Origin of the sequence: Nocardioides sp. NPDC004968, assembly GCF_040608935.1 — a bacterium.
Taxonomy (GTDB): Bacteria; Actinomycetota; Actinomycetes; order Propionibacteriales; family Nocardioidaceae; genus Nocardioides.
This window is the reverse complement of record NZ_JBEXJF010000005.1, coordinates 182,285-204,512: the sequence shown is the minus strand read 5'-3', so window position 1 is coordinate 204,512 and position 22,228 is coordinate 182,285. Positions and strand designations below refer to the sequence as shown.

Below are 22,228 nucleotides of genomic sequence, written 5' to 3'. Positions count from 1 at the left end.
CGTGCGGACCGGACGTCCGGTCCGCACGCTCGCAGATAGGAGCCGCATGATCAGGACCTACACGCCCGCTGACCACGACGCGCTCGTCGACCTCTTTGCCCGAGCGGGCGCCGACTCCCCCAGCGGTGAGCTGTGGAGGCACCTACCCTCCGAGCAGATGGTCTACCTCGACCCCTACACCGAGCACTGCCCCGACACCCTCTTCCTCGCCGAGGTCGATGGCGCCCTCGTCGGCTATCTCACCGGCTGTCCCGACAGTGCGCTTCTCCCTGGTGAGGACGAGCTGTTGACCCAAGCGATCACCCGTCACAAGGTGATGCTGAGGCCGCGGTCGATGCCGTTCTTCGCCCGTAGCCTCATCGATATGGCCACGGCGAAGCTGCGAGGTCGCGAGTCTGCCTCCGGCGAAGTCGCGGATCCACGCTGGCCCGCCCACCTGCACATCAACCTCGCCCCAGAGGCGCGTGGCACCGGCGTCGCCATGGATCTGATGCGCGCTTGGCAGGACTGGCTCGCGAACGCACAGAGCCCGGGCTGCTACCTGCAGACGCTGGTCGAGAACACCCGGGCAACGCGGTTCTTCGAGAAGTGCGGATTCGTCGCTCATGGTTCGACACCGCTGGTTCCAGGGGTCAGGTACCAGGGGCAGTCAGTTCATCAGCAGACCATGGTCTGGTCTCCGCCGCCGTCTGTGTGACCGCCCGTAGATCCGCTCAGCACCGCGAGTGGTCGAGTGTTCGACGGCTGACGCGCTGACCTCGTGTGGAAAGCCCCCAGATTGGCGTATAGCAACGCGTCGAGGCCGGACAGATGATGAAAGTGCTAGCCCTAAACGACATCTCGGCCTTCCGGCCATTCGTCTGGTTGAGCGGACCGCCAACCACAAGCTCGGTGGCACGGCAGGGCAGGTCAGGGCCATCGAAGACGGAAGGAACAGAGACCATGAGGATTTGGATCGGAAGCTGTGCCATCGCGGCGGAGCTCATGCTGGCGGGAGCCGGGGCCGCGAGCGCCGGAGAGGTGAACGGCAACGGCGGCGAGATCCCCGCGCCGGACCGCGCATCGTCGGAGTGCGTGTTCTCAGGCCAGGACACCGCAGACTCCATCGAGGGCAACCCGGAGGGCTTCGACGACGACGGACTGGCCGTACGAGGCAACCAGAGCCCAGGTGGCACCGACCGCTACCACGGGACGCAGAGCTACGGCATGTTCGCCCGAGCCGGACTCAAGGAGTTCGTCCCGTCTCCCGGCGAGGCATGCAGGGGCCGCTGACGGCTCGCAGCGACCTGTCGGTCCGGTGGACGGTGACGCGAACGCCTCGCTCCGGCGTTCGACCACGCGGACCTTCGCGCCGTGCTCGTGGGCCTGCAGCGCAAGCGTGAGACCGGTGGGGCCGGCCCCTACGACGAGCACCACCGGGAGCTCACGACGTGCCGGCCGGGCACCACCAGTCGGGGACCGAGGGATCGGCGTCGAGCAGGCCGGGATCCGCGAGCACCTCGTCGCGGTGCAGCCCGGGCACGACCTTGAAGTCGATCGATCCGGGCTCGCTCACCAGCGCGAGCACCCTCCACAGCGACCGGGCGTAGTGCTCGGCAAGGTCTGCGCCGTCCCACTCGTAGACACCGCGGTAGCGGCCATGCTCGTCAGCGGCGAGCCAGAGCTTGGAGACGAATCCGGGGAACCCAACGAACAGCGGGGTGTTCAGCCAGCTCTCCCACCGGAACAGCAGGTGTCCGCGACCGCGGACCCGGCGGAGCCGGAAGCAGACGACCAGAAGGCACGGCTCGACAGGTGGCACCGCGACCACTGTCTCTCGGTACACCTCGCCGGTGGTGCCGTCGGCGAACAGGAGTCGGCGCCCCACGTTGCCGCGCGGCCAGTGCACGACCCCGGTGGCCAGCATTCGCGCCGAATCGACGACACAGCGTGCCACCGCGCGCCACGCCGTCGCGGCTGGCAGCGGTCCTGCTCGGGAGCCGCCGAGGGTCGACTTCGGCTTGTCCGTGCTCATCGGCGGATCCTCTCGTCAGAACGGGTGACGACTTCGTGCTTCCAAGGCAACCCGAGGAGGTCGTGGCCGACGAGGGGCCTTCGTCCTCTCACTCGGTGACAGACGCCCTCAGGCCATCCGCGACCCACTCGACGGGACCGGCCAGCTGCGGCCGATCAGGCACTCAGGAGCAAGGCGCCGTCGGGCACCGTGATCCAGCCATGCGCCTCGGACAACGCGCGTGCGCTGCGTCTCAGCACGTCGAGACCGGGGTGATCGAGGTCCGCGCGCCAGCGCATCGTCCAGGGGAACAGTGCGACGGGCTCGACGAGCGGACGCATGACGATGCCCTCGATCGGCGCCTGGCTCTCCAGGGCCAGCCCGGGCGCGCCGTGCAGCCGTAGGTGCGCGGCGAGCTCGGCACCGCCGAGGACATGGGGATGCCCGTCCGTCGGGTCCACGCCGAACGGCGCGAGGAGCTGACCCATCGCGCGTGCCCACGCGGGAGTCACGTGGTCGCCGGAACGCGTGCACACCTGGGCCGCCCGGAGGGCCTCGAGCGGTATGGCGTCGAGCGCGGTGAGCTCGTGGTCGTCCGGGAGCAGCACGATGATCCGCTCATGACGGACCGCCTGCCCACGCGGGGCGGCGACACCCTGTGGGGTGGTGCCGAAGCCGACGTCCGCCCCGACCACCGTGTCCGCGGATCCGCCGCCGAAGCGGACGATGAACTCGATGTCAGGGGCATTACGTCGAGCCGCGTCGAGCACACGAGCAGGCGTCGTCCCCGGCGCGACGGCGTCGATGACGAGGCTGCCGGTATCGGCGCGCAGGTCGCGTACGGCACGGTCGTGCAGCGCGATGAGCTCGCGCGCCCGGTCCACGAGACGCCGGCCCTCCGGCGTGAGTGCGACGCGGCGCGAGGAGCGGTCGAGGAGGCGGACGCCCGCGGCGCTCTCGAGCCGGCGTACGTCTCGGCTCAGCGCCTGCTGGGCGATGAAGAGCCGGTCGGCCGCGCGCCCGAAGTGCAGCTCCTCCGCGACCGCCACGAAACGGCGCAGGAGCCTGATCTCGAGGTCGGCCGCCACGGGCCCATTCTGTCCGGTCGGCGAACCGGGCGACAGCGGATCGACAACAGAAGTGCGTCGATCCGCGCTTCGCCGGTGTTGGACGTACGTCCGAAGCCGCGAGCAACCTGAAGGCATGTCCTCATCGAGCCCCGCACCGGAGAGCCCGCGCGTGATCACCGCGCTGCACGGTGGAGTGGGCATGCTCGTCGCGGTCTGGGGCGCGGGGCTTCCTGTCCTCGACGCCCGAGTCGATCTCGGCCCCACGCGACTCGGACTCCTGCTCCTCACCCTGGCACTGGGCGCGGCGATCGCGATGCCGCTGGCGGGTCAGCTCGCCCATCGCTGGAGCGACGCCGCCGTGCTGCGCGTCGCCCTCCCCACGGCAGCGCTCCTCCTCGCCACGATCGGGGCGATGCCCGCAGCCGAGCCGATGATCGCGCTCGCCGCCGTCTTCGGCCTCTGCTGCGGCGCCATCAACGTAGGGCTCACCTCGCAGGCGACGGCCGCCGAGCGCGCAGCGGGACGACCCGTGATCGCCCGGATGCACGGATTCTGGACGCTCGGCGCCGTCCTGGGGTCGTCGGCACTGGCAGCGGCGCTGCGCGCCGGCGGCGACAGCGTCCTGCTCCTGCCGGCCGCCGCGCTGGGCGCCGGCGCCCTGCTCACTCTGCTGGCGCTGCGGCTTCCGATCGGCTGCACCGGCGCCGACCCGGGGACTACCGCGGATCCGGACGCGGCGGATTCTCAGGGGCCGACTCGCTCGGTGAGTCCCGTACTCGTCGGCGCCGGTGCCGTGGCCGCCGCGGCCTTCGTGGTGGAAGGTGCCGCAACCGACTGGGCGGGGATCCACACCACTCGCGTCCTCGGTGAGGAACCGGCCGCCGGAGCGACGATGTACGCCGTCTTCTTCGCTGCGATGACCGTCGTCCGCTTCGCCGGAGACCGTCTGCGCGGCGCCGTCGTCGCACCGGTCCTGGTGGCGGCGGCCGCGGGCGTGACCCTGCTCGGGTTCGTACTCGTCCTCCTCTCCCCCGTCGTCGCGGAGCGTGCGCAGGTCGTGGTCGCCACGGGAGGATGGGCGCTCGCCGGCGCGGGTACGGCTCTCGTCTGGCCGATCGTGATCGGCAGCCTGGGCGCCACCCGGCTCGATCCGCGGCGGCTCTCGGTCGTCACCACGATCGGATATCTCGGCGGGTTCGTGGGGCCGGTTCTCATCGGCGGACTCGCCGCCGGGGTGGGGCTGGCCGGCGCGATGGCGCTGCCTGCGGCGCTCACGGTCCTGCTCGCGGCTGCCGCGCCGCCCCTTGTCTCCCGGCTCCTGCGCCTGGCGCCGATCCGACCACTGACATCACCGACACCGACCCCTACACCGAGGAGAACCCCATGTACGCACCCGCCCAGATCGACCTGCCCGAAACACGCCTGAGCTACGAGCTACGCGGATCCGGGCCCGTCATCGCACTCGTCGGATCGCCGATGACCGCCGAGGAGTTCGCCCCGCTCGCCGAGGCGCTCGCCGCCGACCACACCGTCCTCACCCACGACCCGCGCGGCCACGGCGGCAGCGTCCTGGCCGATCGGGCCATCGGCTCCACCCCCGAGCAGCGCGCGGACGATCTCGCCGAACTCGTACGCCGCACGGGCCTCGGCCCCGTCGCGATCCTCGGGTCCAGCGGCGGTGCCGTGACGGCCCTCGCCTTCGCCCAGCGCCATCCCGAGCTCGCCACGACGATCGTGGCACATGAGCCCCCGCTGCTGGAGCTCCTCGACGATCGGGAGGAGCAGCGTGCGATGACGGACGCGATGAGGCGCCGGTACGCCGACGGCGACGTGGTCGGCGCGTGGGGCATGTTCTTCGAACAGGCGAACATCGTCGTGCCGGACGGCATGCTCGAGGCCATGTTCGGCGGCGAGCGCAGCCCGAGCGCCCTCGCGGAGGAGGCGTTCTGGTACGCCCAAGAGCTGCCGGCCTCCGTGCGGTGGGAGCCGGACGAGGAAGCGCTGCGCCGCGGCCCTCGGATCGTCCTCGGCATCGGCGAGGAGTCGGCTGGTCAGCTGTGCGAGCGTACGACCGAGGCGCTCGCCGCGCGGCTCGGCCTCACCGCCATGCGGTTCCCCGGCGACCACACCGGTTTCGTGGACCATCCGGAGGCCTTTGCCGCGCGGTTGAAGGACGCACTCGCCTACCCTCACGCGCTCCGCTGAGCGGCCGGTCGGATGACGATCTCGTTGACATCGACGCCGGCCGGCTGGGCGATCGCATAGCTGACGGCACCGGCAACGGCGTCTGCGGGGATGCTGGCGGCCCGGTACGCCTCCATCGCGGCCGATGCGACCGGATCCGTGATGTGCTCCGCCAGTTCGGTCTCCACGACTCCGGGCGAGATCGTGGTGACACGGATGCTCGGATCGGACTCGAGTCGTAGGCCCTCAGTGAGTGCCCAGGCCGCGTACTTCGTGGCCGAATAGACCGCCGAGGTGGGAACGACCTCGTGGGCACCGATGGACGCGATCGTCACCACGTGGCCGCCGCCCTGCGCCTTGAAGTGCGGGAGGACGGCAGCGATGCCGTGCAGAAGGCCCCTGACGTTGACGTCGAGCATGCGGTCCCACTCGTCGACCAGCAGCGCGTCGAGCCGCGACAGCAGCATCACCCCGGCGTTGCCGACCACGACGTCGAGGCGTCCGTGGCGCGCCACGACGGAGTCGACCAGAGCGGCGACTGCAGCCCGGTCGCTGACGTCGAGACCGTGGGCCTCCGCGCTGTGTCCGCTGTCGCGGAGCTCGGCGGCGACCGTCTCGAGGCGCTCCGTACGCCGAGCGGTCAGGATCACGTGGTGGCCCTCGGCAGCCAGGCGCCGAGCGGTTGCCTCACCGATTCCACTGCTGGCACCGGTGACCAGAACTGTCTTGGACGTCTTGGTTTCTGTCATGCCTCATACGCTGCCGCCTTCAATAGCCGCCATGAAGGCCGCGCTGTACCTGGGAGTAGCGCACCCACCCATCGACGCCCCGTTCGCCTTAGCATCGGAGTCATGGCCTCGACTCCCCTTGGTGACTATCTGCGCAGCCGGCGCGCCCTGGTGAGCCCCGACGACGTGAAGATGCCGAGCCACGGAGTACGCCGGGTCCCGGGTCTGCGTCGTGAGGAGGTCGCGATGCTGGCAGGAATGAGCGTCGACTACTACGTACGCCTCGAACAGGGCCGCGAACGTCACCCGTCGGCCCAGGTGCTCGATGCACTCAGTGACGTCTTCCGACTCGACGACGAGGCCCGGTTGCATCTCTACCGCATCGCCGGCCTGGCACCGGCATCGTCCCGTGCGATCCTCCCCGAGCGCGTCGATCCCCAGCTGCTCCAGCTGCTGGAGCTGTGGCCGGACACCCCTGCCCTCGTGCTGGGCCGCGCCTACGACGTGCTCGCCGGGAACCGCCTGGCGTACGCCCTCTTCGACGGGTTCCGTCACGGCGCCAACCTGCTCGTCAAGGTGTTCCTGGACCCCACGGCGCGGACCTTCTACCCCGACTGGGAGCAGGCTGCAGCGAACACGGTGGCGGGCTTCCGCCTCCTCCACAGCGACGCCCCGCACGACCCACGCATCCGTCAGGTCCTACGCACCGTCAGCGAGCAGAGCTCAGACTTCGCGCGCCTATGGGCCCGGCACGATGCGCGCGGCAAGCGCCATGAGTCCAAGCGGTTCCACCACCCTGACGTCGGCGAGGTGACGCTCCGGATGGAGGCCTTCGACGTCCGTTCCGGCCCCGGGCAACAGCTCGTCGTGTACCACGCCGTTCCCGGCTCACCCAGCGCCGAGGCGCTGCGGCTGCTGGGCACGCTGGATGCAACCAGAGCTGAGGAACAGAAGACCACCTGACACCCGATCAAGCCCGAGCTAGCTCGGTGGGGAGTTCCGGAACTGGAACTGGACCCGCACGTCGTCGTCGAGCCGGACGAGGATGGTGGTGCCACCGGCGCTCCAGGTGTCGGGCACGAGGAACATCCGGTCGTCTCCCTGGATCAGCAGCCTCAGCTTCCAGTAGCGGAAGCGGTAGTCGTCCTCACCGGCATCAGGTCGTACGACCTCCTCGACTCCCGCGGTGGCCGGGACGTGCAGCCGCTCGCGGGTGTCGAGAACGACGCTGGGCAGGCTGCGCAGGTTGCGGGCCTGCTCCATCGCCAAGCCACGGCCGGTCCATTGAGCGGTCGTGGCCGTCGCCCAGATCACGCAGGCGGCGACGCCCACCCAGAGCAGCACGATCCGCGGTTCGAGGTGGCCGCCGCGCAGCCGCAGGGCGTACGCCACGAGTGCCGCGCCACCGCCGAGCAGGACCGGCGTCGCCAGGGCGTAGTAGGCCCAGCCGCCGACGAAGGAGAAGCCCGCCAGCAGCAACGTTCCGGCCGCCAGGAGGGCCAACCCGACGCCGAGGACGATCGTGACGAGCCGGCCGAACCAAGGCTCCGTGGACTGTCGCCGAACCCAATGGTGGAGCGCCACCACCGCGACACCGCCCAGCACCAGAACCAGCATCGGGGTCAGCAGCGGCTGCGGGCTGCGCATGACGTACGCGCGGGTGCTGAGCCCGATCACGTCGACGTCGAGGCCGAAGTAGTCGTACTGGGCGCGGGCGGCGACGTACCCGAAGTAGAACAGGACGCCGCTGATCACGGTCACCGGCGCGACGAAACTCGTCGCCAGGCTCACCCAGCGATCGATCCCCGTCGGCGGCGTATCGGACATGGCTCAGCCAGATTCGGCCGGGTCCGTCGACTCGGACGACTCGGACGACTCGGACTCCGTGTCGACCTCTGGCGCGTTGAGGAACGCCTCGGTGTCGCCACCCTCGACGTCCTCGAGCTCGCAGGGCTCGGACGGGCAGGTCATCTCGCCGCTGAGCCGCAGCACGGCGTCCTCGCCCTCCTGCTCGTCGGTCCAGGGAACCAGCGAGAGCATCGCCACCTGGCAGCTGGTCGAGTCGGCGGTGAAGACGAATCCGTCCAGGCAGGACGCACCGTCGCACGCCGCGTCGGCCGGCTCGAAGACCTCCGGCTCGACCTCGTAGCCGGTGACGACGACCGAGACGCCCTCGGGCACCGACGGGTCGTTGCCGCTCGGCCAGAGCCAGCTGACGTCGGCGCAGACCACGCCGGGGCTGCCGTCGAGTGGGTACGACCCGCCACCGATCGGCAACGTCGGCACGGCCACCGCCGGCTCGTCGGGATCCGTCGGATCGTCGGGATCAGGATCTCCCTGCCCGGTCTCCGCAGAGCTCGCATCCGTGACGTCCACCTCTGATTCTCCGTCGGACGATCCGCACGCGGCGAGGAGCAGGAGTGCGCACGTGATGACAGCAACGAGCGAACGGTTCACCAGCATGAACAACACCTCCTGAGAACAAAGACGGTGCCGGGACGTACGCTCAGGTCAGCTGAGCCAGCTGAGCGAGTCCGGGTTTCGTGTGCTTCGCCAGCCGTTCGCGTGCGTCGTCGAGGGCAGCCGATGCGGGATACCCGGGCGGGACCCGAGTCGGGTTGAGCGCGACCCCGTCCGACCACGCCTTGATGTCCGGCTCGGACGAGAACGACATGGCCGCCTGGGTGCCCAGGACATTCATCATCGCCCAGGTCGCCATCGTGTCAGGGAACGGACTCGGCGGGCAGAGCCGGTTCTTCTCGGCGTCGGCATCGCGGGTGGCCTCGACGTAGCCCGTGACGGCGGCGCCGAAGCAGGGGAAGCCGGCCCGGATCGGCTGCAGCGTGATCGCCTCGGGGCGCCAGACCGGTAGCAGGGGCGGATACTTCAGGCCGTCCGCCGCGCAGTGCACGACCAGGGCGTCGTCGGCGATGGCGAGCGATCCGTCGGCGAAGGTGAGGCTGCCGCGGTCGACGTGTCGGATGTGGCCGCGGCGTACGACGTTCTCGAGCGTACGCAGCTGCTCGAGCTCCCACGTCGCCAGCGTCGGCGCCTTGGCCATCGTCGGCATGACCGTGCGGTCGATGCGCATCATGATGCCCGCGTCCTCGAGCCGCAGGAACAGGTCCTCGAGCGACGTCGACCTCTCGGCGATCTGCATCGTGTCGGCGGCCATGCCGAGGAAGATCGCGGGATCGGGCTGGATGAGGGCCCGGTTGAGCATCCACGGGTCGCGCGGCCGCACCCAGCAGATCGCGTCGGGGTCGACGCCACGCGACAGCAGCCAGATGCACGCGTCGGTCGCGGTCTTGCCGGATCCGACGGTGACGTACTGGCTCGGTGTCTCCTCGAGTCGCGCGAGCTCGTTGACCGGCAGCACCCGGGCACCCTCGCCGACGCCGAACGGCGGCGGCTTCTCGGCGGGGATGCTCGGGGCCAGGTAGCGGGCGTCGACGATCCGCGCCCCGGGCATCTCGAGACGCTCCCCCGAGATGCGCGAGACGACGGTGCCGTCGCCGGCGTACTCGCTGTTCGGGAAGAACTCGACCTTGCCCGACTCCACCATCCGCTCGAGGATCCGCGCGTAGTAGGCGCAGATCTCAGCCTGGGTCGCCCGCTCCTGAAGGCCCTTCTCAGGCCCATGCTGCTGCAGCTGCCCGTCGCCGAGCAGCGTCGAGGGGACACCGTAGAAGGCGGAGGACTGATGGAGGCGGACGAAGGGGTACGCCTCCAGCCAGTGCCCGCCGACACCGTGGCGCCGGTCGACCAGCGCCACCCGCACGTCGGCGTGCTCGATCAGAGCGTCTGTGAACGCCATCCCCATGGCGCCGGCACCCACCACCAGATAGTCGACCTCGACCGTGCGGCTCATGCCTCCACCAAAGCACGGCGAGGAGCCGCCCGGTCAATAGCCAGTTGGGACTATGCCGCAGACGGGGTACAGCTCAGCTCGAGCTGTCCGAAGCCCGCGCCTCCCCCAGAGCCTCACCGATCAACCGGATTCCTCGGCGTACGTCCTCAGCCGCGGTGTTGATCGGGGGCACTGTGTGGATGCGGTTGAAGTTCACGAACGGCAGGACGCCCTTCGCGTTCGCGGCCAAGACGATCGCGCCCATCTCGCGACTGGAGCCGCCATAGGGCGCGAGCGGCTCCCTGGTGGCTCGGTCGGACACGAGCTCGATGGCCCAGAAGGCACCCACACCTCGTACCTCGCCGATCCACTCGTGGCTCTCAGCCAGGGCACGCAGCTCGGGCCCGAAGACCTCCTCGCCCAGTGCGGCGGCATGATCGACGATCCCCTCGTCCTCCATCACCTCGATCGTCGCCACCGCAGCGGCGCACGCGAGGGGATGACCCGAGTAGGTCAGGCCACCGGGATAGGGCCGCTGCGCGAACGACTGGTAGATCGCCTCGCTGATGGCGACGCCTCCGAGCGGGACGTACCCGGAGTTCACGCCCTTCGCGAAGGTCAGAAGGTCGGGCACGACGCCGGCGTGCTCGACGGCGAACCACTTTCCGCTGCGCCCGAACCCGGACATCACCTCGTCGGCGATGAGCACGATGCCGTGGGCATCACACAGCTCGCGTACCCCTCTCAGGTAGCCGGGCGGCGGGACCATGATGCCGGCGGTGCCCGGGATCGACTCGAGGATGATCGCCGCGATGGTCGAGGCCCCCTCGAGGGCGATCACCTGCTCGAGGTGTTCCAGGGCGCGCTGGCACTCCTCTTCCTCCGTGGTGGAGTGGAACGGACTGCGGTAGAGGTAGGGCCCGAAGAAGTGCACGTTGCCGGTCGAGCCGTTGTCGTTCGGCCAGCGGCGGGGGTCGCCGGTGACGTTGATCGCCAGCTGGGTGCCGCCGTGGTAGGAGCGGTAGGTGGAGAGCACTTTGTGCTTTCCGGTGTGCAGCCGCGCCATCCGGATGGCGTGCTCATTGGCGTCCGCTCCCCCGTTGGTGAAGAAGACCCTGTCCAGGTCGCCAGGCGTGTGCGAGGCGATCAGCCGGGCCGCCTCCGACCGGGTGCCGTTGGCATACTGCGGCGCGACGGTGCAAAGGGCAGCGGCCTGCTCCTGGATCGCCTCGACGATCCGCGGGTGCTGGTGACCGAGGTTGGTGAAGACCAGCTGCGAGGTGAAGTCGAGCAGCTTGCGACCCTCCCCGTCCCAGACGTAGGAGCCCTCTCCGCGGGTGATCACGGTCGGCTTGATCTGCTCCTGGGCCGACCAGGAGTGGAAGACATGCTGCCTGTCGAGCTCGTACGCTCGGCCGGCGTCTTCGGTCAGAGCTCGCATGCTCGTGCGCGCGTTCGCAGGCGCGGAGATGGTCTCAGTCATTCTGCGGGAACCCCAGCTCGAGGCCGCCGACGGGCCGGGCGGCCGGATTGATCCAACGGGAGGTGACGACCTTCCCTCGGGTGAAGAAGTGGACGCCCTCGACACCATGGGCGTGGGTGTCGCCGAACAGCGAGCGCTTCCAGCCGCCGAAGGAGTAGTACGCCACCGGCACCGGGATCGGGACGTTGATCCCGATCATGCCGACCTGGACGTCGGCCTCGAAGCGGCGGGCGGCGCCGCCGTCGTTGGTGAAGATCGCGGTGCCGTTGCCGTACTCGTTGGCGTTGATCAGCTCGACGGCCTCATCGTAGGAACCGGCCCGCACGACGGAGAGGACCGGTCCGAAGATCTCCTCGCGGTAGATCTCCATGTCCGGGGTGACATGGTCGAACAGCGTCGGGCCGAGCCAGAAGCCATCGGCAGCTCCGTGCGCCTCGACGTCGCGGCCGTCGATGATGACCTTGGCTCCGGCTTGTTCCCCGGAGTCGATGAAGGAGGCAACCCGGTCGCGGTGTGCCTTGGTGACCAGCGGTCCCATGTCAGCCTCGGCGGCGCCGTCGGTCTTCTTGGCGCCATCGCCGATACGCAGCGTGCGGGTCCGCTCGGCGATCCGGGCCACCAGGTCGTCCGCGATCGGTTCGACGGCAACCAGAACACTGATCGCCATGCAGCGCTCGCCGGCGCTGCCGAAGCCTGCGTTGACCGCTGCGTCCGCGGCGAGGTCGAGGTCGGCGTCGGGCAGGACGACCATGTGGTTCTTGGCACCGCCCAGGGCCTGGACCCGTTTTCCTGTCTTGCTCGCCTCTTCGTAGACGTACTGGGCGATCGGCGTGGAGCCGACGAAGCTCACCGCGTCGATGTCGTCGCTGCGGAGCAGGGCGTCCACCGCGACCTTGTCGCCCTGCAGGACGTTGAAGACGCCGTCGGGAAGCCCGGCCTCCTTCCAGAGCCTGGCCATCCAGATCGCCGCTGACGGATCCTTCTCGCTGGGCTTGAGCACCACCGCGTTGCCGGCAGCCAGCGCGATCGGGAAGAACCACATCGGCACCATGGCCGGGAAGTTGAACGGACTGATCACCGCCACCACACCGAGGGGGTCGCGCTTGGAGTGCACGTCGACGCCGGTGGAGGCCGACTCGGAGTGGCCGCCCTTGAGCAGATGAGAGATCCCGCAGGCGAACTCCACAACCTCCTGACCGCGGGAGATCTCCCCCAGCGCATCGGAGTGCACCTTCCCGTGCTCGGCGGTGATGATCTCCGCCAGCTCCTCCTTGCGAGCGTTGAGGAGCTCACGGAAGGCGAAGATCACCTGTGTACGCCGGGCCAGCGAGGTCTTCGCCCAAGCCTTGCCGGCCGCCGTGGCGGAGTCGATGACGTAGCGGGCATCGCGTTCGCTGGCCAGGGCGACTCGTCCACTGACATCGCCGCTGGCGGGGTTGGTGACATCGGCCCACTGCTCCGAGGTGCCGACGAACTCGGCGCCGTCGACCCAGTGTGGGATCTGCTTGGTCATGGGGTCTCCTGTTCGGTCCTGATGCCACGATCCTGGTGCTGGGCGTGGCCCTTCTCGGGAGACATTCCGTAGGATCTGCGCCGGATACCCAACGATCTGTCGGGAAGGAGGAGGTGGTCATGGCCCTGGTGACGGTTTCCCGGGTACTCGAGATGCCCGTCGTTCGAACGGCCGCACCAGAAGTGATGGCGGGTCGAACTGGGCTCGACCGCGAGGTCCGCTGGGTGCACTCCGCCGAGCTGGCCGAGATCGGCGCCTTGTTGCGCGGCGGCGACCTGCTGCTGAGCACGGGTATCGCTCTGCCCGAGGACGCCACTGAGCTCGTGGCGTACGCCGACTCCCTCGCGCACAGCGATGCCGCAGGGCTCTTCATCGAGCTGGGCCGCCGTTGGTTCGAACTCCCTCCAGCTCTCATCGATCGATGCGATGATCTCGGCCTCCCGCTGATCACGCTCGGTCACGAAGTCCGATTTGCCGCCGTGGCCCAGGCCGTGGGTGAGCGCATCGTCGACGAGCAGCTGGCAGACCTGCGCGAAGCCCAGCGAGTCCACGACACGTTCACTGAGCTGAGCATCTCCGAGGCAGGTCCAGCCGAGATCCTTCAAGCCGCCCAGCGCCTGTGCGGGGCCGCCGTGGTGTTGGAGGACGATCAGTTCCGAGTGCTTGACTATCGCCCCGGCCCCGATGACATCGATGCGTTCCTGCGCGACTGGAGCACCCGTTCCCGGCGCATCTCGCTTGAGGGCAGGTCCGCATGGGACGCCACGAACCGGTGGCTCGTCACGCGGGTGGGGCGCCGCGACCGCGGCTGGGGCCGACTCATCGTCCAGTCCGACCAGCGTCCCTCCCCTGGATTGGTCGCTACCGCTGAGCGTGCCGCCGCGGCGTTGGCGATGCACCGGCTCCACGACCGTCAGCGCGACAGCGTGGTTCGACGTACTCACCACGAACTGCTGGTGGCTCTGCTCAACGACCCGAACGACCCCGACCTGGTGCGTCGCTGCGAGCTGGCCGGGCTGCCGGTCCACAAACGTCAGTTCGTCGCCGCGAGCGTACGCGCGCAACCGCGCCCGTCCGACACAGCAGGCATGACCCGCGTGGATGAGGTCGTTGCTGCGATCACCCACGCCCTCAGCGCCCGCCAGGTTCCCGGACTCGTCGGAATCATCGACCAGGATGTGCGCGTGCTGCTGTCGCTCTCTCGGACGGCGGACGCAGACCTCGTCGCAGACCAGCTCGCCGCGACCATAGTCACCAAGATCCCCGCGACGATCACCGCGGCCCGCCCGGTGGAGGACAGCAGCCTCATCGATCACACCCTGCGTGAGGCCCAACAGGTCATGGACGCACTCAAGCCGGACCAGCTCGCAATGACCTCGACCCGGGCGTATCGCCTGGAGGACGCGCACCTTCGGGGTCTGCTCACGCTGCTTGCCGGGGACGATCGTGTCGCGCTATACGCCGACCGCGAACTCCATGCGCTCGAGGCGTATGACGAACTGCACGGAACTGATCTGCTCGCCGTGGTCCGAGCGCTGGTGAACAACCCGGTCAGCAAGTCGGAGGCCGCAGCCAGCCTGCATCTCTCGCGGCCCGCCTTCTATGACCGCCTCGCCAAGGCCGCTCGCGTGGTCGGCGCCGACCTTGACGATCCCGACATCCGGGTCTCACTCCATGTAGCCCTGTTGCACCGGGATCTCCCCGCCTGATCAACAACCGGGACCATGAGTGGAGACCACCGCCCTCGGGTGCGGATCAGCTAGGAGCCGACCACGACAGTGGCCTGGAGCGGGAGCTCGTCGACGCTCGCACCGACCAGCAGGTCGAAGGCGCCCGTCTCGTACCACCACTTCCCGTCGACCCAGGCCGCAAGGCTACGCGCGGGCACATCGACCTCCACCCTGACAGCCTCACCAGGATCGGCGCGCACGACGCTCCACCCCGCGAGCCAGCGCACCGGGCGGGAAACCTCGCTGGATCCACGCGCGGCGTACACCTGAACCACATGCTTCCCCGGTCGGTCCCCGGTGTTCCTGACTGTGAGGCTCAAGGAGAAGGGCTCCCCGCCGGCCACCTTCGCCGGCACCGCCAGATCGGACATGTTCCAGGTCGTGTAGCCGAGACCGTGGCCGAAGCAGTAGGCCGGCGTCGCGCCTTGTTTCAACCACGCGCGGTGCCCGATGTCGATTCCTTCGGCGTAGTGGACCTTGCCGTCAACGGGGCGATCCGGCCCGACCGGCACGGCCTGATCGTCGCCAGGCCATGTGGTGGGCAGTCGCCCGCCCGGCTCGCGGTCGCCTGCCAGCACCTCTGCAAGAGCGGTTCCTGTCCGCTGGCCACCGAACCAGGTGACGAGCACAGCGCTGGCACGGTCGTGCCATGGCATCAGCACCGGACTGCCAGCGTTCACCACGACAACCGTGCGCGGGTTCGCCGCGAGCACCGCCTCCACGAGTGCGTCCTGACCTCCGGGCAGCGCTAGCGAGGTGCGGTCGATCCCCTCACTTTCGGTGCGCGAACTCGTGCCGACCACCACCACGGCGACCTCTGCCGCGGCCGCCGCAGCGACCGCTTCGGCGAGCATCAGCTCGTCAGGCCCTGACCGCGGCGCCATGCCGATCATGATCGCGTGGACCATCGGGAGCGGCGCGGTCGTCAGGTCACAGACAGCGACCAGGTCGATCGGAGTGCCCTCCACCAGGTCGACCGGCACCGCGGTGACCGGTGGCGCGAAGATGTTGGCGGTGATGTCGGAGGTTTCCAAGCCACCGTCACGGGAGCCCGCGCTCTCGGCGGTGCTGAATCTGTCGATGACGGTCTCGCCATCGATCGACAACGAGACATGGCCGGCCACGGCGACACCCACATCACAACGCTGCGTGATCGCAGGCGTGTATCTGGTCTGCATCGTCAGGGTGGTCGCGCCCTCGGGCATAGTGCCCATCCACGCCAGCTCGGCGCTGAGCCGGACCTCCTCGAGCAGGACGGTGCCATCAGCCGCGGAGAAGACGACATGGACTCCTGGCGTCTCGGCGACGGGGTCGCTGAGCAGGTCTCGATCGAGCGGGAAGATCTCCGTCGGGGCAGGAACGCCCATGTCGAAGGAGATGCTGGCATCAGGAAAGTGTTGGCGCAGGCCCTCGAGGGGCGAGATCACCCGGTCCGGAACGACCGTCGCACTGCCACCACCCTGACTTCGCGCGCACATGGCATTCGGGCCGATCACGGCGATCGACGCCGGGGCGAGACTCCAGGGCAGCTCGTCGGCATTGCGCAGCAGGACCATGCTCTCGGCGCCCAGCTCGGTCACAATGCTCAGCGGCTCGGGGGCTTCGCCGGCTGCCCTGGACGCGGGCTCCACGCCGTCGAGCGCACCCACGCGAGCGGCCAGGCGGAGGACGCGCAGCACCTTCTCGTCGATCGTCGATTCCGCGACCCGACCCTCGCGGACCGCCTCAACGAGCGCGTCGCCCCACGGGCTGAGCAGGTCAGGCATCACCACGTCTTGAGCGGAGTTGGCCGAGGCGTCCGTGGTCTTCACGGCGATCCAGTCCGAGAGCACCACGCCATCGAACCCCCACTCGGTCTTGAGCGGGTCGCGCAACAGGTCGTTCTCGCTCATGGTCACGCCGTTGACCCCGTTGTAGGCGGACATCACCACCCACGCCCTCGCCTCCACGATCGCGTCCTCGAATGCGGCGAGGTAGAGCTCGCGCAGAGCGCGCTCCCCGACCTCCGAGCTCGCGGTGTGTCGCTCGATCTCATAGTCGTTGGCCACATAGTGCTTCGGGCACGCGGCAACACCGTGTGCCTGGATGCCCTCGACATAGGCGGCCGCGAGACGAGCGGTCAGCAGCGGGTCCTCGGCCATCGCCTCGAAGTGGCGGCCCCCGTAGGGCGAGCGATGCAGGTTGATCGTGGGACCGAGCACCACATCCGCGTTCTTGCGCAGCGCCTCCCGACCGAGCACGTCACCGTAGCGACGCGCGACATCGACGTCCCAGGTCGCACCCAACGCGCTCCCCGACGGGAGATTCAACGACGGATTTCTCTCGTCACCGACCTCGCCGCGGACCCCCGCGGGTCCGTCGGAGAAGACGATCGAGCGCAGACCGATGGAGTCGTCGGCAGGCAGCGACCAGAAGTCCGCGCCTGAGAGCAGGCGCACCTTGGCCGCGAGGTCCAGCTTGCCGAGACGCTCGCAAAGCTTCGCTTCGAGCTCATCGGAAGGGATGGACGGATTCAAGGACGACATGGCTCTCCTCGGGTCGACGGAGTTGCCAACCTACCAACCGAGTACTCGGTAGGCTAGCCTTTCGCTCGACTCTCTGCGAAGAAGGCCGCCCAGGGCCCCACCGCCACCGAAGGCTCGTACCGGCCGGCGACCCGCAGTTGGAGGTACTCGATCGCCTGGGAGAGGTAGTCGTCGTCCTCCCCATCCACCGGTAACGACCCCACCCGGTTTCGCAGCCGTCGCGGGTCGAGGCATGCCAAAGCGTTGAGCGCTTCCAGCCGTACGCCGAACGGGTGATCGCGACCAGCCAGCCGCACCAACGCGTCGATGCCGACGATGTCATCGAGGTCCAGGCGGGCCAGAGCCTCGGCGAGCACGACCTGTACGGTCGCGTCGGCTTCGGCAGCGAGCCTGGCCGCCACGGCACCGGCAAGCGGGACGTCCCCGGAGGAGTCAGCAAGCATCAACATCCCCATCGCCGCCCAGCGCCGCAGGAGGGGGTCGGGATCGCCCAGGCGACGGCTCAGCACTGGCGCATTGCCCGGATCCTGTGCCAGGGCGATGTCCGATAGCTCCAGGACGGCGGCCAGGTCGTAGGCGCCCGGGGCCCGGCTCGCGTCCCACCCCTCCGCAGGCGCTCCCTCAGGAAGGAATCCGTTGTCATTGATGGTGAGCATGTGCTCGCGCAGGGCGGTCGCCAGCCTGCCCTCGACCTCCGCGAGCGACGGGTCCCCGGCACGATTGACCACCTGGTCCGGATCGGCCTCGAGGTCGTAGAGCTCGACAGATGGGCGCGGCATCCAGAACCGGTCTTGTTCGGGAGTGAGTCGCCCCGCCAGATGCTCGGACTCCCAGGAGCGGTAGCCCGCGGCGGCCCAGGCGAAGGCGTTGTACTGACCACCGGGACGGTGGGGCATGAAGTTGCGCACATATCGGTGCCGACCGTCCGTCACCGTCCTCACGAAGTCATAGCGCTCATCCATTCGATTGCGGGCGCCGAACGACAACGACCCCACCGGCGATACAGGGTTGGCCAGGCTCGGCTCGGACATGTGCTCGGGCACAGTTCCATCGGCCAGATCGATGAGGGTAGCCGGGATGCTGGTCGTGGTGACCGCCGCTCGCACCCTGGTGCCCGGCGGCGGGAACCGCTCCGCGAACCGTCCAGGGGCGTGCACGAGCAAGGGCACCCGGAGCCCCTCCTCGTAGCAGTGCCGCTTGGATCGCGGATTCACCCCACCGTGGTCGGAGGTGTGCACCACGACCGTCGAGTCGGCCAGCCCGTCGTCGGCGAGCTGCGCAAGTAGCTCGCCGACGACAGCGTCCATCCGCCCCACGTCCTCGTAGTAGCGCGCGATGTCATCCCTGATCTCCGGGGTGTCCGGCAGGTACGCCGGGACACGCACCGCGGATGCGTCGAGCACCGGGCGGCCCGCCCGGAAGACGGCGGACTCATGGGTCCCGTCGATGTTGAACACCGCCAGGAAGGGCTGTCCCTCGGCGCGGTTGCGCCAGTGCGCCCGGTCGGAGCACTCGTCCCACAGCTCGTCCGCATCGACGTCGGCGTTGTAATCGGTCTTGGAGTTGTTGGTGCAGTAGTAGCCCAGTGAGCGCAGGACCTGCGGGTAGGTCGTCATCCACACCGGCAGGGTCGCCCGCGCTCGCATGTGGTTGGCCGGCGCGTGCGCCTCGGGAGGGACGCCCGTCAGGAGGGCGAACCGCGAGGGTGCGCACACCGGCGCGGGCGAGTAGGCGCGCTCGAAGAGCACCGACTCGGCAGCGAGAGCATCCAGGTTCGGCGTGCGGGCGAGAGTGTCGCCATAGCAGCCGAAACGCGGCGGGCAGTCCTCACTGACGAGCCACAGCAGGTTTGGTCGCACACTGCACCCTAGCCGACCGAGCAGTCAGTAGGCCAGTGTCAGTGCCCTGATGGCGCGATGTCGCGGCGCAGCATCGCGGTGAAGTCGGCGAAGGATCCGGCCAGATCGACCGACGGATCCACCAGCCACTGGTTCTCCAGGCCCTCCGATGCGGCGATCAGCATCGTGGCGATCGCGCGGGGATCCACGTCTTCACGCACCTGTCCCGCATCAATCCCTTTCTGCAGCGCGGCGGAGCAGAGGTCACGGAAGTAGCTCGTACGCAGCACCACCCACTCGTGGGCCGGATGATCAGCCCTGGTCGCCTCAGCAGCGGTGAGATGCGCCAACTGCACCATGTTGCGGTTCTCGGCGTTATGCCGAACGAGCCCCTCGAAGAAGTCGAACAGCTGATCCGCGTCCAGCTCGGCGATCTTCTCCACCTGCATGCCGACGGCCTCGAGGTCGCGCGTGTCCCTCTCGACGAGGACGGACATGAACAGCGCGGACTTGTTGGGGAAGTGATGCAGGAGCCCCGGCTGAGAGATGCCCACCTCGGCAGCGATCTTCGCCAGGGAAGTTCCCCGGTAGCCGTATGCGCCGAAGTGCTCGAAGGCGGTGTCGATGATCCGTGCCCGCGAGAGCTTTCCCGAACGCTCGGCAGATTCCGTACTGGCCATGCCACCCAGCCTAGGCGACCGGCAGCGACGCGGTCCGGAAACCCGCGTTGCCAACGGACGAGTCGGGGGTGTTCGCGGAGCGTGCCGCATTTCGGTAGCGGTTGCAGTAGGAGTCGTGGCACAGGTACGAGCCGCCGCGCAGCACCTTGGCACTGCCCGATGCAGGACCGCGCGGACGGAGCCGCGGCGACCGGGCGTAGTAGCCGGGGTCGAACCAGTCGGCACACCACTCCCAGACGTTGCCGACCGTCTGCCACACCCCGTACCCGTTCGGCCGATAGCTACGCACCGGGGCTGTGGCGAGCCATCCGTCATCCCTCGTGTTGATGTCGGGGAACGAGCCCTGCCAGATGTTGCAGGCCCACTCCCCCTCACGTGCAGGAAGTTCATCGCCCCAGGGGTAGCGCGCACCAGGCAGGCCACCACGCGAGGCGACCTCCCACTCAGCCTCGGTGGGGAGTCGGCGACCAGCCCATTCGCAGTACGCCACCGCATCGTTCCAGCTCACGTGGACGACCGGATGGTCAGAGAGGCCCTCGAGGGAACTGTGGCGCCCCCCGGGATGGCGCCAGTCGGCGCCTCGAACACCCAGCCACCACGGCGTCCTGGCCGCTCTGCTGATGACGTCACCCGGATCGGCCGCCAGCGCCAGGTGGAACACCGCCGAGTATCCGAACCGCTCTGCCTCGGTGACATGACCGGTTGCCTCCACGAACGACGACCAGGCCTCGTTGGTCACCGCCGTGCCGTCGATGTCGAAGTCCTCGATCTCGACCGCGTGCACAGGCGTCTCGCCATCGCCGGCCTTGCCATCACCGTGCATGTCCCCGATGTGATGTACCCCGCCAGGGACGGTGACCTGCTCGATCACGTGCCGTCCCGCCCCGGCCTCGGCCATCCCCGCATCAGGAAGCCAAGGAGCGGAGGTCACGAGTTCCTCCGCCACTGACATCCGGTCGGGGCCACAACAACTCTCACTCATCTACGGCCTTTCGGAATCACGACGCGGCAACTAACCTACCGAACAATAAGTCAGTTCACAATCAGCCCGGAGGCAACGTGAAGATCATCTACGTCGACGTGGACACCCTGCGTCCGGACCACACGGGGCCCTACGGCTACCAGCGTCGCACCACGCCGAACCTGGACGCGATGGCGGTCGACTCGGTGCGGTTCGACCACTACTACTGCTCCGACTCGCCCTGCCTGCCGTCCCGCACTGCACTCATGAGCGGCCAGTTCGGAATCACCAACGGGGTGATCGGGCACGGCGGACCCGCCGCCCAGTTCCGGATGGACGCCGGACACGCGATGCAGTTCGATCGTCCACTGCTCGGGCAGTGGCTGGCCTTCCACGGTTACTACACCGCGGCGGTCTCCAGCTTCGCGGAGCGGCACCGCGCACACTTCTTCCACGGCAACTTCCGCGAGAGCATCCGCTCGACTCCCGAGATCGGTGACGAACCGGCCGACGCCGTCACGGACGTGGCGATCGACTGGATCGAGCGGAACCGTGACCGCGAGGACTGGTACCTGCATCTGACCTATTGGGACCCGCACACCGACTACCTCCAAGACGTCCGCTGGACCGAGGCATCTGCGGCGGCGGGGCCAGCGCCGGATTGGCCCGACCAGGAGGCCATCGACGCCCACCAGGACATCTACGGACCCCGGACGGCGAAGGACCTGCACTACTCGATGGTGCCGCGCACCAGCCCGGTCCCCCACAACATGCCCGACCAGATCGCGACGCGCGCCGACTTCGAGCACCTGATCAATGGGTACGACGGCGGGATCATGTTCTGGGACAGCCAGTTCGGGCGCCTGCGGGCAGCATTGGCCGAGATGGGACTCACCGACGAGGTGGCCATCGTGGTCAGCGCCGACCACGGCGAGTCGTTCGGGGAGCAGGGCTCGTACGCCGAACACGGTCTCGCGAACGAGCCCACCCACCACCTCCCCATGGTGATGTTCTGGCCAGGCGTGACCGACAAGGCCGAGCGGCGCGAGCACGACGCCCTGCTCTACAACATCGACTATGCGCCGACGGTCTGCGAGCTGCTCGGACTGCCGATTCCGGAGAAGTGGCAGGGCCAATCGTTCGCCGACGCCGTGCGCGGACAGGAGATCGAGTCGCGTGACCATCTCGTCTGGGGACACGGAGCGCACACCTACCAGCGCGCCGTCCGCACCCGCGACCATCTCTACATCCGCACCTACCACCCGGGCGCGTTCAAGGCCGAACTGGAGTCGTTGTTCGACATGAACGCCGACCCCCACCTGACCAGGAACCTGATCGACTCCGAGCCGGACCTGGCGGATCGGATGCGAGCCCGGCTCTTCGAGTGGTGGAGCTTCCACGCCGGTACGCCGGGCGCGCTGCCCGACCCGATGCAGATCTCGCTGCAGCACGGCCCGACGCTCTACAACGACCCCGAGGACTACATGGCGCACCTTCGTGCCACGGGGCGGTCCGAGCAGGCCGACGACCTCTACGCCCGGCTCCACCCCGGCAACGGCGCGGTGCGCGCATCCTGGACGACCGAGGGCCCGCCCCTCCGTCCGGAGGAACGGGCCCTGTTCAAGGCCTTCGCGCAGCAGAAGTGACCGGCCGCGGCCGGCCCCGGCGCTGCT

General features: G+C 68.9%; 19 protein-coding genes and 1 pseudogene. 7 read left to right on the top strand and 13 right to left on the bottom strand.

All coding sequences use genetic code 11. The features are described 5' to 3' along the window. Positions 1–46: 46 nt before the first annotated feature. Complete coding sequence (locus tag ABZU72_RS08815) at positions 47–697, top strand: GNAT family N-acetyltransferase (protein WP_355018474.1); 651 nt, start codon at positions 47–49, stop codon at positions 695–697. Between the two features lie 245 nt (positions 698–942). After that, the gene (locus ABZU72_RS08810; protein ID WP_355018473.1) at positions 943–1,272 is read left to right on the top strand and encodes a hypothetical protein; all 330 of its coding nucleotides are present in this window, start codon (positions 943–945) and stop codon (positions 1,270–1,272) included. 21 nt (positions 1,273–1,293) lie between these two features. Here the strand turns inward: ABZU72_RS08810 and ABZU72_RS08805 are convergent. The 3 genes and pseudogenes from ABZU72_RS08805 to ABZU72_RS08795 all read right to left on the bottom strand — a co-directional run. After that, positions 1,294–1,413, bottom strand: a pseudogene (locus ABZU72_RS08805) (FAD-dependent monooxygenase); the annotation flags it as partial. Positions 1,414–1,423: 10 nt separating this feature from the next. Next, positions 1,424–2,014 carry a hypothetical protein gene (locus ABZU72_RS08800; RefSeq protein WP_355018472.1) on the bottom strand — a complete coding sequence of 197 codons (591 nt, stop codon included), beginning with the start codon at positions 2,012–2,014 and terminating at the stop codon, positions 1,424–1,426. A gap of 155 nt (positions 2,015–2,169) precedes the next feature. Beyond that, the gene (locus tag ABZU72_RS08795) at positions 2,170–3,081 is read right to left on the bottom strand and encodes a LysR family transcriptional regulator (protein ID WP_355018471.1); all 912 of its coding nucleotides are present in this window, start codon (positions 3,079–3,081) and stop codon (positions 2,170–2,172) included. 115 nt (positions 3,082–3,196) lie between these two features. Between ABZU72_RS08795 and ABZU72_RS08790 the strand changes: the two genes are divergently transcribed. Both ABZU72_RS08790 and ABZU72_RS08785 read left to right on the top strand, forming a co-directional pair. Then, positions 3,197–4,489 carry an MFS transporter gene (locus ABZU72_RS08790; protein ID WP_355018470.1) on the top strand — a complete coding sequence of 431 codons (1,293 nt, stop codon included), beginning with the start codon at positions 3,197–3,199 and terminating at the stop codon, positions 4,487–4,489. After that, the gene (locus ABZU72_RS08785; protein WP_355018469.1) at positions 4,447–5,268 is read left to right on the top strand and encodes an alpha/beta hydrolase; all 822 of its coding nucleotides are present in this window, start codon (positions 4,447–4,449) and stop codon (positions 5,266–5,268) included. The genes ABZU72_RS08790 and ABZU72_RS08785 overlap by 43 nt, the downstream gene beginning before the upstream one ends. Here the strand turns inward: ABZU72_RS08785 and ABZU72_RS08780 are convergent. Next, positions 5,253–5,996, bottom strand: coding sequence for an SDR family oxidoreductase (locus ABZU72_RS08780; protein ID WP_355018468.1), 744 nt, complete (start codon positions 5,994–5,996; stop codon positions 5,253–5,255). The genes ABZU72_RS08785 and ABZU72_RS08780 overlap by 16 nt on opposite strands. Positions 5,997–6,098: 102 nt before the next feature. On the opposite strand from ABZU72_RS08780, the gene ABZU72_RS08775 reads away from it, so the two are divergent. Next, positions 6,099–6,938, top strand: coding sequence for a helix-turn-helix transcriptional regulator (locus ABZU72_RS08775; RefSeq protein WP_355018467.1), 840 nt, complete (start codon positions 6,099–6,101; stop codon positions 6,936–6,938). An 18-nt stretch (positions 6,939–6,956) separates the two neighbouring features. Here ABZU72_RS08775 and ABZU72_RS08770 read toward each other — a convergent pair whose 3' ends face one another. From ABZU72_RS08770 to ABZU72_RS08750, 5 genes are all read right to left on the bottom strand, one after another. Then, a complete protein-coding gene (locus tag ABZU72_RS08770) occupies positions 6,957–7,802 on the bottom strand; it encodes a hypothetical protein (protein ID WP_355018466.1) in 846 nt (281 codons plus the stop codon). Between the two features lie 3 nt (positions 7,803–7,805). Continuing rightward, complete coding sequence (locus tag ABZU72_RS08765; protein WP_355018465.1) at positions 7,806–8,438, bottom strand: hypothetical protein; 633 nt, start codon at positions 8,436–8,438, stop codon at positions 7,806–7,808. Positions 8,439–8,481: 43 nt separating this feature from the next. Further along, positions 8,482–9,846, bottom strand: coding sequence for an NAD(P)-binding protein (locus ABZU72_RS08760; protein ID WP_355018464.1), 1,365 nt, complete (start codon positions 9,844–9,846; stop codon positions 8,482–8,484). Between the two features lie 73 nt (positions 9,847–9,919). Continuing rightward, complete coding sequence (locus tag ABZU72_RS08755) at positions 9,920–11,308, bottom strand: aspartate aminotransferase family protein (RefSeq protein WP_355018463.1); 1,389 nt, start codon at positions 11,306–11,308, stop codon at positions 9,920–9,922. Further along, entirely contained in the window at positions 11,301–12,821 is a 1,521-nt protein-coding gene (locus ABZU72_RS08750) for a CoA-acylating methylmalonate-semialdehyde dehydrogenase (protein ID WP_355018462.1), read from the bottom strand. Before ABZU72_RS08750 ends, ABZU72_RS08755 begins: the two co-directional genes overlap by 8 nt. A gap of 119 nt (positions 12,822–12,940) precedes the next feature. Here ABZU72_RS08750 and ABZU72_RS08745 point away from each other — a divergent pair, with 119 nt between their 5' ends. Further along, positions 12,941–14,530: a PucR family transcriptional regulator ligand-binding domain-containing protein gene (locus ABZU72_RS08745; protein WP_355018461.1), complete on the top strand. Its 1,590-nt coding sequence runs from the start codon at positions 12,941–12,943 to the stop codon at positions 14,528–14,530. A 50-nt stretch (positions 14,531–14,580) separates the two neighbouring features. Here ABZU72_RS08745 and ABZU72_RS08740 read toward each other — a convergent pair whose 3' ends face one another. Genes ABZU72_RS08740 through ABZU72_RS08725 form a run of 4 tightly spaced genes read right to left on the bottom strand, consistent with a single transcriptional unit; the run spans position 14,581 to position 20,525 of the window. Further along, a complete protein-coding gene (locus tag ABZU72_RS08740) occupies positions 14,581–17,076 on the bottom strand; it encodes a glycoside hydrolase family 3 C-terminal domain-containing protein (RefSeq protein ID WP_355018460.1) in 2,496 nt (831 codons plus the stop codon). Between the two features lie 53 nt (positions 17,077–17,129). Beyond that, a complete protein-coding gene (locus ABZU72_RS08735) occupies positions 17,130–18,935 on the bottom strand; it encodes a sulfatase (protein WP_355018459.1) in 1,806 nt (601 codons plus the stop codon). A 38-nt stretch (positions 18,936–18,973) separates the two neighbouring features. Then, a complete protein-coding gene (locus ABZU72_RS08730) occupies positions 18,974–19,594 on the bottom strand; it encodes a TetR/AcrR family transcriptional regulator (protein ID WP_355018458.1) in 621 nt (206 codons plus the stop codon). Between the two features lie 10 nt (positions 19,595–19,604). Then, positions 19,605–20,525: a formylglycine-generating enzyme family protein gene (locus ABZU72_RS08725; RefSeq protein WP_355018457.1), complete on the bottom strand. Its 921-nt coding sequence runs from the start codon at positions 20,523–20,525 to the stop codon at positions 19,605–19,607. 128 nt (positions 20,526–20,653) lie between these two features. On the opposite strand from ABZU72_RS08725, the gene ABZU72_RS08720 reads away from it, so the two are divergent. Then, entirely contained in the window at positions 20,654–22,201 is a 1,548-nt protein-coding gene (locus tag ABZU72_RS08720; protein ID WP_355018456.1) for a sulfatase, read from the top strand. The last annotated feature ends 27 nt before the right edge of the window (positions 22,202–22,228 follow it).

Coding starts and splice junctions, on each gene's coding strand:
- ABZU72_RS08800 (WP_355018472.1), bottom strand. CDS start 2,014: ATGAGCACGGACAAGCCGAAGTCGACCCTCGGCGGCTCCCGAGCAGGA.
- ABZU72_RS08815 (WP_355018474.1), top strand. CDS start 47: ATGATCAGGACCTACACGCCCGCTGACCACGACGCGCTCGTCGACCTC.
- ABZU72_RS08730 (WP_355018458.1), bottom strand. CDS start 19,594: ATGGCCAGTACGGAATCTGCCGAGCGTTCGGGAAAGCTCTCGCGGGCA.
- ABZU72_RS08740 (WP_355018460.1), bottom strand. CDS start 17,076: ATGTCGTCCTTGAATCCGTCCATCCCTTCCGATGAGCTCGAAGCGAAG.
- ABZU72_RS08765 (WP_355018465.1), bottom strand. CDS start 8,438: ATGCTGGTGAACCGTTCGCTCGTTGCTGTCATCACGTGCGCACTCCTG.
- ABZU72_RS08785 (WP_355018469.1), top strand. CDS start 4,447: ATGTACGCACCCGCCCAGATCGACCTGCCCGAAACACGCCTGAGCTAC.
- ABZU72_RS08755 (WP_355018463.1), bottom strand. CDS start 11,308: ATGACTGAGACCATCTCCGCGCCTGCGAACGCGCGCACGAGCATGCGA.
- ABZU72_RS08770 (WP_355018466.1), bottom strand. CDS start 7,802: ATGTCCGATACGCCGCCGACGGGGATCGATCGCTGGGTGAGCCTGGCG.
- ABZU72_RS08780 (WP_355018468.1), bottom strand. CDS start 5,996: ATGACAGAAACCAAGACGTCCAAGACAGTTCTGGTCACCGGTGCCAGC.
- ABZU72_RS08750 (WP_355018462.1), bottom strand. CDS start 12,821: ATGACCAAGCAGATCCCACACTGGGTCGACGGCGCCGAGTTCGTCGGC.
- ABZU72_RS08775 (WP_355018467.1), top strand. CDS start 6,099: ATGGCCTCGACTCCCCTTGGTGACTATCTGCGCAGCCGGCGCGCCCTG.
- ABZU72_RS08745 (WP_355018461.1), top strand. CDS start 12,941: ATGGCCCTGGTGACGGTTTCCCGGGTACTCGAGATGCCCGTCGTTCGA.
- ABZU72_RS08790 (WP_355018470.1), top strand. CDS start 3,197: ATGTCCTCATCGAGCCCCGCACCGGAGAGCCCGCGCGTGATCACCGCG.
- ABZU72_RS08810 (WP_355018473.1), top strand. CDS start 943: ATGAGGATTTGGATCGGAAGCTGTGCCATCGCGGCGGAGCTCATGCTG.
- ABZU72_RS08760 (WP_355018464.1), bottom strand. CDS start 9,846: ATGAGCCGCACGGTCGAGGTCGACTATCTGGTGGTGGGTGCCGGCGCC.